The sequence below is a fragment of the Pseudidiomarina homiensis genome (assembly GCF_003987225.1).
In the GTDB taxonomy this organism is placed as follows: Bacteria; Pseudomonadota; Gammaproteobacteria; order Enterobacterales; family Alteromonadaceae; genus Pseudidiomarina; species Pseudidiomarina homiensis.
The window spans coordinates 1,867,352-1,879,758 of record NZ_PIPX01000001.1; the positions used below are offsets into that span (position 1 = coordinate 1,867,352).

General features: G+C 50.6%; 12 protein-coding genes. 6 read left to right on the top strand and 6 right to left on the bottom strand.

Features of this window, described 5'->3' with window-relative positions:
- Positions 1–36: 36 nt before the first annotated feature.
- Together CWI70_RS08980 and CWI70_RS08985 are read right to left on the bottom strand one after the other, a co-directional pair.
- A complete protein-coding gene (locus tag CWI70_RS08980; protein WP_126772504.1) occupies positions 37–1,551 on the bottom strand; it encodes a PH domain-containing protein in 1,515 nt (504 codons plus the stop codon).
- A complete protein-coding gene (locus CWI70_RS08985; protein ID WP_126772507.1) occupies positions 1,544–2,041 on the bottom strand; it encodes a PH domain-containing protein in 498 nt (165 codons plus the stop codon). Before CWI70_RS08985 ends, CWI70_RS08980 begins: the two co-directional genes overlap by 8 nt.
- Positions 2,042–2,120: 79 nt before the next feature.
- Between CWI70_RS08985 and CWI70_RS08990 the strand changes: the two genes are divergently transcribed.
- Positions 2,121–2,801, top strand: a complete 681-nt coding sequence (locus tag CWI70_RS08990) for a type 1 glutamine amidotransferase domain-containing protein (protein WP_126772510.1) — start codon at positions 2,121–2,123, stop codon at positions 2,799–2,801.
- A gap of 90 nt (positions 2,802–2,891) precedes the next feature.
- Here CWI70_RS08990 and CWI70_RS08995 read toward each other — a convergent pair whose 3' ends face one another.
- On the bottom strand, positions 2,892–3,278 hold the full coding sequence (locus CWI70_RS08995; RefSeq protein ID WP_126772512.1) for a DUF4168 domain-containing protein: 387 nt from the start codon (positions 3,276–3,278) through the stop codon (positions 2,892–2,894).
- Between the two features lie 174 nt (positions 3,279–3,452).
- On the opposite strand from CWI70_RS08995, the gene CWI70_RS09000 reads away from it, so the two are divergent.
- Positions 3,453–4,760, top strand: coding sequence for a sensor histidine kinase (locus CWI70_RS09000; protein WP_126772515.1), 1,308 nt, complete (start codon positions 3,453–3,455; stop codon positions 4,758–4,760).
- Between the two features lie 11 nt (positions 4,761–4,771).
- Positions 4,772–6,148 carry a sigma-54-dependent transcriptional regulator gene (locus CWI70_RS09005; RefSeq protein ID WP_126772517.1) on the top strand — a complete coding sequence of 459 codons (1,377 nt, stop codon included), beginning with the start codon at positions 4,772–4,774 and terminating at the stop codon, positions 6,146–6,148.
- Here the strand turns inward: CWI70_RS09005 and CWI70_RS09010 are convergent.
- The 3 genes from CWI70_RS09010 to CWI70_RS09020 form a co-directional block, all read right to left on the bottom strand.
- Positions 6,132–8,174, bottom strand: coding sequence for a TonB-dependent receptor family protein (locus CWI70_RS09010; protein WP_126772520.1), 2,043 nt, complete (start codon positions 8,172–8,174; stop codon positions 6,132–6,134). The two genes, CWI70_RS09005 and CWI70_RS09010, sit on opposite strands and share 17 nt — an antisense overlap.
- A gap of 3 nt (positions 8,175–8,177) precedes the next feature.
- Positions 8,178–9,329, bottom strand: a complete 1,152-nt coding sequence (locus CWI70_RS09015) for a PQQ-dependent sugar dehydrogenase (protein ID WP_241967850.1) — start codon at positions 9,327–9,329, stop codon at positions 8,178–8,180.
- Positions 9,330–9,416: 87 nt separating this feature from the next.
- Positions 9,417–10,331 carry a hydrogen peroxide-inducible genes activator gene (locus tag CWI70_RS09020; protein ID WP_126772521.1) on the bottom strand — a complete coding sequence of 305 codons (915 nt, stop codon included), beginning with the start codon at positions 10,329–10,331 and terminating at the stop codon, positions 9,417–9,419.
- 189 nt (positions 10,332–10,520) lie between these two features.
- On the opposite strand from CWI70_RS09020, the gene CWI70_RS09025 reads away from it, so the two are divergent.
- The 3 genes from CWI70_RS09025 to CWI70_RS09035 all read left to right on the top strand — a co-directional run bounded on the left by CWI70_RS09025 (position 10,521) and on the right by CWI70_RS09035 (position 12,394).
- Positions 10,521–11,066, top strand: coding sequence for a peroxiredoxin (locus CWI70_RS09025; RefSeq protein WP_126772524.1), 546 nt, complete (start codon positions 10,521–10,523; stop codon positions 11,064–11,066).
- Between the two features lie 76 nt (positions 11,067–11,142).
- Positions 11,143–11,670, top strand: a complete 528-nt coding sequence (locus CWI70_RS09030) for a carboxymuconolactone decarboxylase family protein (RefSeq protein WP_126772527.1) — start codon at positions 11,143–11,145, stop codon at positions 11,668–11,670.
- Positions 11,671–11,866: 196 nt separating this feature from the next.
- Positions 11,867–12,394, top strand: a complete 528-nt coding sequence (locus tag CWI70_RS09035) for a GNAT family N-acetyltransferase (protein ID WP_126772530.1) — start codon at positions 11,867–11,869, stop codon at positions 12,392–12,394.
- Positions 12,395–12,407: the final 13 nt, after the last annotated feature.

Here is a 12,407-nt window from a genome sequence, read left to right on the forward strand (position 1 = left end):
CAATTGGCGAGTGTGAAGCGTTACAAACTGTGTCTACTACATCCAGCGTCGGTGGTTGCGGGCAATTTCTTGTGTCCATTCTTCTTGCAGTCGAAGCGCTTCGTCGCGGGCTAAGAACTCAATGGACTCAGAACCGGCAGCGGTATGAAGTACGAGATGCGAAAAACCAAGCAAACGTAGCCACGGGCCCTGTTCAACATCGATTTGTTGTACTTTGTGGCGCGGGTACCAGTTTTCATTACGGCTAAAAATACCGCGGCGCACCACGAACCACTGTTCTTTTGGTTGTGTGTCACTGGTGACAAAACTATAGCCATAGTTGCGCCAGCGCAAAACCACCAGCGTTTGTAACAGTAACCAACCGAGCGCTGTTAGCACTAACCCTAGAACCCCGCTTTCTAGGGCGAAAAAGAGCACTCCGGCGGCGACCGGTGCAAGCACCCCCAGCCACACGCTGGGCCCGAGTAAGGCCAAGTTGGACAGGCGTTGCCAATTTACTTGGGCGCTGTCGGGTAGGCGCAGCAGAAGGCGAAAGCGCGCTAAAAAGTCAGCGTCAACCACTGGCAAAATAAACTGTTGCCCGCCTTGTTGTGCACCGCCTTGTGCTTGTCGCGGTTGTAATTGGCTTACCCGAACGACACTACGCTTTAACAAGCGAGCACGTAAATTACGGCGCAAATACACTGCTTGCAACTTGGGATAGCGGAAACTTAGGGTACGGATGGACAGCGCTCCGGATTTCGCCTGAAACCGCTCGCCACGAATGCTGAGCTTTAGATCATGATAGGTAATCAAGCTGACGATAATCGCCAGCAAAAACAATACCGCTAAGCCAGCGACGACCGCTCCACTGACGAGTAGCCAGGCATTGTCGTCATTAAGCCAAGAGACATTTGCTTGCACCCATGGCACGACGTAGTCTTCGAGTAAGTCTAATTGGCTAATGGGGTAAATCAAAACCGCGAGTAACACGAAGAGTTTATTGTCAATAATCCCCGCACGAATGATTTCACTCACCGGAAAATGTTGTTCAACGTCGGCTTCGTCATATGGCGCAGTAGTGCTGCTTGCAGTGTTTGTGCTTTGGGGAGCATCTTGGGCTTCCAGCATACGTTGGCGAAGCTCTTGCGCCAGTGGCATAGTTAGCCCTGGGATCATGACTTCCTTGCCTGCGGAGCCGGCGCTATCAACACTTAAGATGGTCAGTTTAAAGGGACGAAAGTACCATGCTTCATGGATTTCAGCCTGCTGAATTCGCTCGTACTTCAGCGTTAAATGCTGGCGGTTGAACAAGCCTGATCGAATATGGACTGCGTCATCGGCAATCGCATACAAAAAGAACCGTTGTTGTAAAACCGCATTGATTATAGTGAAAACAAGGTAGCCGCCAGCAAGAGCAAACGGGAGCCAAACAGCATTCTTACCCGCAACAAAAACGGCCGCCAATACCGGAATCAAGTTCGAAATATTGGTGACGAACTGTTTAAGCTGTTTGAGTAAAAAGAATGCAATGGTGATCAGCGGCGTGCGTTGCCAAGCAAGTTCACTCATTGTTGCTTTCTTCCTGCTCAGGTTCGTTAGCGATGGTGGTCAACAACTCGGTTTTGAGTTGCAACGCATATTCGGGAGCCAAACCCGGAATGGTCAAATCTGCGCCACCGCTACCCGCGGTATACATGGCCAGGCGAGCAATGCCGAACAGTCGCTCTAAAAACGATTGCTTGAATTCAACATGCTGGATGCGATTCAAAGGTACCGCGCGGATTTTGCGAAACAGCGCGCCGCGTTTCAAGTGCATACCTTCAGGGCTGCGCGCATAAGCGGTGAAGAGGAAACGTCGCGAGGCAAAGAATACGCTGAAGAACAAAGTGAGCACGGCCCATATCGCTCCTGCCCACCAAAGCGGGAATACATCAGCTGGGTAAATGCCAGTAAAAAAGGCGCCAGCAACCATACCAGCCAAGATGAGCATCGACAGTAATGAACGCACTTGTAAGTAAGAGCGGTAACTCGGTTCGGGGGCTACCCAGGCAATGCTCATGTGATCAGATCCTTGCTTGAAATCGTAATAAGAAACCCCATTTAACTAGATACACTCGCAAAAATACAGGAGTAAGCCCATGAAAATTTTAATGGTTCTGACCTCGCACGATAAACTCGGAGACAGCGGGCACAAAACCGGCTTCTGGGCAGAGGAGTTTGCGGCCCCTTTTTATGCATTTAAAGATGCTGGTGCTGAGATCACTTTGGCGTCACCGTTGGGCGGTCAGCCTCCTATCGATCCGAATAGTCAGCAAGAAGATGCGCAAACGCCAGCGACCGTGCGTTTATTTGAAGATGAAGCGGTGATGGACCAACTGGCGACGACATTGAAACTCAATGAGGTTAACGCTGACGATTTTGATGCGGTCTTCTATCCTGGCGGTCACGGTCCTTTGTGGGACTTGGTAAACAACGAAGTATCCTTGCAACTGATTGAAAAGTTCTGGCGCCAAGGTAAACCCGTTGCTGCGGTATGTCATGCGCCTGCAGTATTAGTGAACGCCAAAGATCAACAAGGCCAGACATTAGTGAAAGGCAAGAAAGTAAGTGGCTTCACCAACAGCGAAGAGGCTGGTGTAGGGTTAACTGAAGTTGTGCCATTCTTACTCGAAGATAAACTCATTGAGCTGGGCGCCAACTATCAAAAAACTGAAGATTGGGCACCTCTCGCGGTGGTCGATGGTAATTTGATTACCGGCCAGAACCCAGCAAGTTCAGAGGCAGTTGCGCGGGAGTTGATTCAACGTTTAAGTTCGTAACGACCTTGCTTGAGTAAACAAGAAAAAAGCCAGCCTCGTCACAAGGCTGGCTTTCTTTTTTCTGCAAGTGTTGCGCGAAATAAAAACGACTTATTCAGTCATTTCTTGCAAACGCTGTTGCAATTCAGGATCTTGCTGAACCCGTTGAATCACCGCGTTGTACTCGTCAGGTGACAAGCCAGCATCGTTTACAGCAGCCAACATCTCTTCCTGCGCTTTCTGCTGAATCGCTTGCGCTTCTTCGGCATTCTCAGCATTTTGGAATTGGTCAGAGTACTTTTGGCTCACTTTTTGTACATCACTCATGGCAACAACAAACTTCTCTAACAATGCATCAGTGATCTCAACTTGCGGTTGCTGCTGTTGCATTGCTTGACCTTGAGCGGCTTGCTGAGCAACGGGAGCTGCCGTCGCAGCGGTCGTAGCAAAAGCGGCAAAAACGGCTGCGGCGATAACGGTTGGTACTTGTAGTTTCATAGTCTGAACTCCTTTGTCGGTTCAATAGTTTATGTTCACGTAATTTACGTTCATTAATAACTAAGCAATGCCCGTGCCAACTTTTTACATCGTGATAATCAATAAGTTAGGTTTGAAGGTGAAAAAATAGACGCACGAGTGTATACTTTTGTCAGTGACATTTTTGAGGTGCGTGTGACAAAAAGATACAGTTTTCGACTGCAGCAGATCGCGACGCGTTGGCAACGGGTGTTCCTGTTCTACTTGGTCCTTCCGCTTTTTGCCTTGTCCGGGTTGGCTATCAATATTGCTTTAGAACAGGCTCGTGAATTTCAAGACGAACGTTTGCGGGATGATATTGAGCTTTTAGGGCGAGCTATCCGACTACCGATAAGTGATGCCTTGATGAATAACGACATCGCTCGTGTCCAAGCACAACTTGATGCAGTGTTTGCGATTGGTCGCGTTTATGGTGCTTCGGTTTATGACACTAATGGCGAGTTAGTGGCGTCAGCTGGTGTGACCGAGCGCGACTTGTCTGAAAGTGTGTTGGCCGAGCAGCTGATTCTTACTGGCGAACAGCAAGACAGTTATCGTGAAGTGGCAGGCCGAGATGTCTATTCGCAATTTATTCCCGTACATGATCGAGCTGAACGCCTTATTGGCTTTATGCAGTTAAACCGTCGTGCTGAAGACTTTGATCGTAGTTTTAAGCAATTGGAAAACATTGCTTGGTTAGCGTGGGGTGTGGTGGCCTTAGCCTTGCTGACGATTTTAACCGTTGGTTATTTTTTAACGCGACGACAGCAGCAACAGGAGCTTGACCAGCGTTTACGCGAACATGAAAAGATGGCAGCGATTGGTCAACTCGCACGTGGTGTAGCGCACGAATTGGGTGCTCCATTAACGGTAATTGCTGGGCGCGCGAAGCGCTTATTGCAGCGTCATGCTGACGCGGATAGTCAACGTCAATTGGTGGCAATTCGTGGCCAAGTAGAGCGCCTTACTGATCTTGTGCAACAGTTGCTGGATTTCAGTCGTACCCCAGTAAGTGCGCGCAAACGTCATCATCTAAGTGATGTGGTAGCAAATGCACAGCAAGCCATTTTACATGAGCAAACTGAGCAAGGACCGCAGATTGTCATTGCTGAGATTGACCCTGCCATCACATTACAGTGTGATGCGGCACGCATGGAGCTCGCCTTAGTGAATGTATTGCGTAATGCCGCACAAGCAGCCCACAGTGAAGTGCGGGTAAGTTGTGAACAGAGCGCTGACGCCATTGTGATCAGTATCACTGATGATGGCGAAGGCCTACCGACGAATTCCACCATGGAGCAGCTGATAGAACCGTTTTCGACGACCAAGCCTATTGGTGAAGGCACCGGCTTAGGTTTAGCTATTGTCGCACATATCGTCCATGCCCATGGTGGACGTTTCACGTTGCGAAACCGTGCCGCTGGTGGTTGTGAAGCGCGGCTCATATTTACGCAGGCCGGCTAGCAGGGGGAGCGATGATAAAAGCACATATTGCAGTTGTGGAAGACGACCCCGGTTTACGCGAGCTCCTTCATGAAGAACTCGAAGCCGAAGGCTATCAGGTGCAGGCTTATGAAAGTGCCGAACTGTTTCTGCAAAGTGAACGGCGTGATACTGCACAACTCGTGATTAGTGATATTCGCTTGCCAGGAGCATCCGGAATGGAGTTGCTTGCCGAGTTGCAACGCCAGAGCGAGCGGCCGGCATTCATCTTGATTACTGCGTTTGGCACCGTATCGCAGGCGGTCGACGCCTTGAAGCAGGGCGCAGATGACTTTCTGACCAAGCCGCTCGACCTTGAACACCTATTGATGAGTGTCGCACGGGTTCTTGATTATCATCAGTTGCAGCGTGAAGTAGCGCATTACCGTTCACGCGGTGGTGCCGTGCTAGGTCCGGCGGGAATTGTCGGGGAAAGCCGAGTGATGCGGCAGCTGTACCACACCATTGAACAGGTCGCACAAGCCGATGGTGCGGTGTTGATTCAGGGTGAAAGTGGCACCGGTAAAGAACTGGTCGCGCAGGCTTTGCATCAGTTGAGTCCGCGCGCCGAACAGCCGTTTCTGGCCGTAAACTGTGCTGGCATCCCGGCCGAATTGATGGAAAGTGAATTCTTTGGCCATGCCGCCGGAGCCTTCACAGGTGCGCAGCGAGAGCGTTCAGGGTTACTAAAAGAAGCTGACGGCGGAACGTTATTGCTCGACGAGATTGGTGAAATGCCGCTGCCGTTGCAGGCGAAATTGTTGCGGGTGCTACAAGAAGGAACTTTACGAGCGGTGGGTAGTGATCGTGAAGAGCAGGTCGACGTGCGCATCATCGCAGCGACGCACCAAAACCTTGAAGAACGGGTCAATGAGAACGCCTTTCGAGCTGACCTATTTTATCGCCTTGAGACATTTCGTATCGAAGTTCCGCCGTTACGCGAGCGTGGCAATGATCGCTTAGTCCTTGCCCAGCACTTTTTTGAGCAGCTACAGCAACAGCAAGATAAGCATGTAGTTGGGTTTTCTAATGCAGCACAAGCCTTATTGCAAACGTATTCTTTTCCGGGGAACGTCAGGGAGCTGCAAAATGCGATTGAACGCGCCTACACCTTTTGTGATGGTGAGCGAATCGAGCCGGAGCACTTTCCTGAGCGGATGCGAGAGCATGGCAATACTCCAATGGGCGTTGTTGCTTCAACCAGCGGTGCTGTGGAGGCTTGGCCAAGTCTGCAAGAAGTGCAGGAACGCTATGTGCAAGAAGTTTTGCAAGCCACTAACGGCAATAAGCAAAGTGCAGCTAAAATATTGGGGATCACGCGGCGAACCCTCTACCGATGGCTCGCCGACGACACTACCAAAGATAGTTGATGCGCAGTCCGGCCTGTACTTCGCGACCTATGCCAGGCTCGAATGTGCGACCGCTACCCTGATTGACCACCACCGAACCAACATAATCTCGGTCGGTTAGGTTATGCAGTTTTAGCCAAGGTTGCAGCTGCATGTTGTTATGCCGCCAACTGTGCTGATAAGCCAAATGCCACAGCGTATGGCTCGGTGCAAAGACGCTATTGGCATCGTTGGCAGTAACCTCACCGCGATAGTCGCCGACAAGCTGTAGGCGTTGACGTTCGTTAGGTTGCCACGCCACTTGCCAATAGGCTTGCTGGCGCGCAATGCCGGGCAGGCGGGCGCCATTACTGTAGGTTGCATCAAGGTAGGTGGCACTGGCTCGCGTGCTCCAACGCTCAGCTAATTGCGCTTGCAGCTCAACTTCAACACCTTCCCGTGAGGTGTTTTCGGCATTCACATAGGTGGTACGGCCATCGTTGTTTTGATCGACGACGATTTCATTGCTGGTTTGAATATCAAACCAGATTACCCGCGCTTGTGCGGTATTCGTTTGCCATTTCAGTCCAGCTTCCCACTGTAAGTTATTGGCTGGACCGAGTTCGGTATTCAAGCCAGTACCGTCGTTGCGGTACGCAAGCTCGGTCAAGGTGGGCGTTTCAAAGCCAGCACCGCGACTCACATAAAATGAGAGTGCGTCATTAAGCGCGTAATTAAAACCGACCATCCAACTGGTTTCTTGCGTGTCTGCGGCACCGCTATCATCAGGATTTTCTGGGATAACATAAAAGTCATCGACGGCAAACTCAGTGTCGTTGTAACGCACTCCGCTTAACAGTTTCCAAGCGGGTGCTACCTGCCATTCAGCTAAGCCATACACCGACTTGGTGCGCACTACGCCGTCATCATTACGACGTATTTCGCCGCGCTCGCCAAAATCATTAACGTAACCAAACCGACGGTCATTCTGTTCGGCAATTTGTAGGCCACTACTAAACTGCCACTCTGGCAGACGTAAAGGCCGCCATTGGTAATTGGCATTCATACCAATAAAGTCGCGACGTAGATCGATGACTGCGCCATCGCCGTTCAGATCGCTGCCAGGAAAAGGTAAATACTGTTCGACATCACGCCAGCCGCGCCAGAAAGTAGCCGTTGCTGAACGCTCGGCTGTGTCATGCTCAATACTCACCGAAGCTTGTTGGTGATGAATACTTTTGCGGGTGTTAAAGGTGAAGGCTCGTTCGACCGTTTGCGTAGGGTCAGCGCGCCATGCATCTGGCGTAAGTGAACTTGGGTCCTGAAGGTGTGGCGCGTTGTTATTATCGAGACGCACGACGAGGCGAGTGGTGTCGTTCAGCTGCTGGTACCAGCGGGCCGCCACTTGGTGGCGCTCCGCACTATTGTGCGGACGCGGGCCGTCGGTACTAAACGTCGCTGCGGCAAAACGCAAAGCGCTGTCCGTTTGTACTAGGTCTTGTTGGATAAAAAGCCGTTGGGTGTCATTGCCGCCTGCCATCAGATCAATTTGCGTCGCGGTAGTCCGCGGTGTAGCACTACGCCAATCAATGACACCGCCAGCGGCATTGCCATATAAGGCAGCTAATGGACCACGGATAACTTGGACGTTATCAGGCTCATCTAACAGAATACTGGAGGTCTGCGCTTGCCCATCAGGCATGCTTAACGGTACGCCATCAAGTTGCAACAACACGCCCCGTACGCCAAAAGCTGAACGCGCACCGAAACCGCGTAAGGTAATACGTGTATCTTGCGCATAATTGGCGCGCGAGTCACTTTGTACGCCAGCGATACCGCCAAGCAGCTCGGCAGCGTCAATTCGCAAACCGGGAAGTTGCTGGTCAGTGGCTAAGTTGGTGACGGCGGCAGGCGTCGTCTGCGTGGAAGAACGTTGATTGGCAGTAATTTCGATGCGTTCGATCGGTGCATTGTCAGCTTCTTGGGCGAAGCTTGCGCGAATACCTACAGGCAGAAAAACCATACTAGCGCTGGCTACAGCCAGCGCTAACTTCGATGGAAAGTGCATAGTTTACTCGTCAGCGTTGCTAATACGAATGAGTTTACCGTTACGGTCGTCGGTGACAAGGTAGATGGCCCCGTCAGGACCTTGCTCAATATCACGAATACGCTGTTTGATCAGGTCTTCGAACAGTGATTCTTCGTGCATCACGCGGTTGCCTTCAAGATCAAGACGCGCCACCTTCATGGTTTTCAATGCCGCAACAAGCGCATCACCCTGCCAAGCTGGGAACTCATCACCGGTGTAGAAGATCATGTTCGAGGTCGCAATTGATGGCAACCAGTAATAGTGTGGTTGTACCGTGCCTTCAGCATGAGTTTGGTCGCTGATGATGCTGCCATCATAGTCCACACCATAGGTGGCGATCGGCCAACCATAATTCTCGCCAGCTTGTGGAATATTGATCTCGTCACCACCTTTCGGACCGTGCTCTACGGTCCACAATTCACCGCTATCAGGGTGAATGGCTGCACCTTGTACGTTGCGGTGGCCATAAGACCAAATTTCATCAAGGGCGTCGTCTTTACCGACAAACGGGTTATCTTCGGGGACCGTGCCATTTGGCCAAATGCGCACCACTTTACCGTGATGGTTATCTAGCGTTTGGGCATCATCCATGGCGGAATAGCGATCGCCTAAGGTGATGAACAGGTAGCCGTCTGGTGAGAACACCAAACGTGAGCCGAAATGCGCGCCGCTTTTATATTTCGGGGCACCGCGGAAGATCACTTCGACCTCTTGTAAATTATTGCCAATCAGCTTGCCGCGGGCAACTGCTGTGCTGTTGCCTTCACCACCGTCAGGGTCGGCTTCGGAATAACTTAAGTAAACATAGTTGTTGTCATTAAAGTTCGGGTCGATAGCCACGTCGAGTAGACCGCCTTGGCTTTTATAAACGACATCAGGAACACCGGTAATGGCGTCACTGATCACGCCGTTCATGCCGACACGGCGCAGCGTGCCCGACTTTTCAGTAACCAAGGCTTCATCACCGTTGGGCAAAAAGGCAATGCCCCACGGAAAGCTTAAGCCTTCGGCGATAGTGGTCGCCTCAACTTTATGACGTTCCGTTTGCGCAGTTTCAGCGCTGGCGCTGCTGGCAAAGACGAGGCTCGCAGTAGCGAGGGCTAAAGCGGCGGGTTTGAACATGCTGTGCAACATTGTGTGCTCCTTAAGTTCTGTAGCGTACCCATTACTATAGTCAAATTCGTGATTTGGATTGCTTTTTTTATCTGCAATGCGACCGAATTACTGCAAAGTGCGTTCAGGCAACAAGTCGGCAATGATTTCAGCAAGCTTGCGAAATGTTTGTCGGCGGTTTGTCGTTGAACGGTAAATTAAACCAATATCGCGAGCCGCTTGTTGTCCTTTAGGTTGTAAGGCAACAAGGTCAGTGCCATTCAGAATGCCGCGGTCAATGGCCATCTGCGGGATAAAGGTTGCGCCGAGTCCGGCGTCAGCCATTTGTACAAGGCTATGTAAGCTGGTTGCGGTAAACGGATTAATTTTACTCGAGTCGGCTAATTCACAGGCCGCGACAGCGTGGCCAGTTAAGCAATGCTCTTTCTCTAGTAAAAAAATCGATTCGTCGGGTAACTGATCATAGGCCACCGGTTCTTGCAAGTTGTCAGCAAGCGACTTATGCATAACCAGCTTGAACGGGTCGCGCCCGAGCAAATAACTTTGATTACCCTGAATATCCATCGGTAAAGCAAGAATGAGCACATCTAGTTCACCGTTGCGGAGTAACTGCAGCAGGTTGGCGGTGGTGTCCTCACGAATATTAAGGTGCAGCTGTGGATGATGCTGATGCACAAACTTACTCAGTTCACCAAGCAAAAACGGCGCAATGGTGGGGATGCAGCCCAAGCGCAGCGGTCCCTCCATGGTTTTACCTTGGCTTTGGGCAAAATGTAGCAATTCTTCAGTTTCGGTAAGGATCTTACGCGCTTGTCTGACGACTTCTTCGCCCATGCCAGTGAACAAGAAGGATTTATGGTCACGTTCAATCAGCTGGCAGCCCAATTGCTCTTCTAGGTTTTGAATACCGCTACTGAGTGTTGACTGGCTGACGTGACAGGCTTGTGCCGCCCGATTAAAGTTTTGGTGCTGATGCAGCGCCAGCAAATAGCTCAAGTTTTTTAAGCTTGGTAACTTACTCATCGAATCCCCCACGATGTCGGAACCTGTTCTCAAGGTTCAATCATATTTTCCGATTACTATAATCCGTTTTATTCGTTTTAACAAATCCATCCTACCCCCTATCATTCTCCCCGTACCGAGATGGCGTAACACGAAACGCCACCCGATTTCTTATTTAACACTTAACGCTTAATCAAGGAGTACACCTATATGTTAACCGTAGGCGATAAATTACCAGAGTTTTCAGTTGTAGCAGCGAAGCCTGGCTTCAATATGCCAGAAGAAAATGGCGAGAGCGCGTTTGAAACCATCACCAACGACAGCTTTGCAGGCAAGTGGAAAATCATTTTCTTCTATCCGAAAGATTTTACTTTCGTTTGCCCAACTGAAATCGTTGAGTTCGCGAAATTGAACGAAGAATTTGCTGACCGTGATGCAGTGGTATTGGGCGGCAGCACCGATAACGAATTCGTTAAGCTGGCATGGCGTCGTGAGCACCCAGACCTGAAAAGCTTGAACCAGTACTCATTCGCTGACAATGGTTCATTGGTTGATGGCTTGGGCGTACGTGACAAAGCAGAGAACGTAGCATTGCGCGCAACTTTCGTAGTTGATCCGCACGGCGTAATCCAACACGTGTCGGTGAACAACCTGAACGTCGGTCGTAACCCAGCTGAAATCCTGCGTATCTTGGACGGTTTGCAAACTGACGAGCTGTGCCCATGTAACCGCGCAGTTGGTGGCGACACCCTGTAAGCGACATCATTACCCCCACATTTGATGATGTCACTTTGAGTGCCGCTTCGGCGGCACTTTTTTTACGGAGGAATTTATGAGCATTGCAGATTATAAACAAGGCTTGGGCGACCACGGTAAAGACACCAAATTGAACTTGTCGAGCATTTTCGGCAATGTCGATACCTCTGGCATGACCCCAACCCAATTTTACGGTACCGCTTTATCACTCGCCTATGCGATTGGTGATGACGCGTTGACGGCTGCAGTTTCAGCCGAAGCCGAAGGCAAAATTGAAGAAAACGTTGTTGGTGCAGCAAAACTTGCCGCGACCTTGATGGCGATGAACAACGTTTATTATCGTTTTTTACACCTGAGCAGCGATAAGCAGTTCAGTAAAATGCCAGCAGGCCTACGCATGAACGGCATGGCGAATCCTGGTGTTGATAAAGCAGATTTCGAGTTGTACTCACTTGCCGTTTCTGCACTAAACGGCTGTGGAATGTGCATTGATTCACACGTAGGCGTCTTGCTGAAGCATGATATTTCTGCACAAGTGATTCAAAACTCGATCAAAATGGCTGCGGTACTTAACGCTGCAGCAACAGCGCGCCGAATCGCTTAAAAAATATTCGGCTGCAGTCACATGTTTGTCATAGTCGTGCGGTAGATTACCCATCGACTTCCCTGAGATCTGGTTGTTATACCCTTTCGCCCGGCCTTCGCGCCGGGCTTTTTTTTGCTTCGCTATTCGTGGATTGTGGTAGCCCGTAGTTCTACTACGGGTTAAACTCTCCTTTTCGTCCATGTTTATCTATTCTATGCAATTAATACTGCCATCAGCGGAGTACCAAGCCAGCTATTGCGCCTACATCACGGAACTAGGTGACGAAGAACGCTACCCGTTTCCGCTGGATTTTGACCATCAGAACTTCGGCGCTATGCTGGCGCGCATTGAAGCCTTCCGCCAAGGCGAAGACTTACCGCAGGGATATGCCGCAAGCACGACCTATTGGCTAATCGATAATGACGAACTCATCGGCGTCAGCAACCTCCGACATTACCTAACGCCGCAAATCGAACGCGCAGGTGGACACATCGGCTTAGGCATTCGCCCCAGTCACCGCGGGCAAGGCCTCGGCACGCTCTTGCTAAAGCTGACCCTTGAGCAAGCTCAGCAAAGAGGCATCCACGAGGTCCATATCCACTGCGAGAAAAGTAATCCAGCGTCAGCGGCGATGATCCTCGCGAATGGCGGCAAACTACACTCCGAAATCACCGACGCCACCCACGAGTCGGTCATTCAACGCTACCGCATCCCACTTGCCCAATCCCCCCTCAGTAACTAAGCTTTTGTTAGCA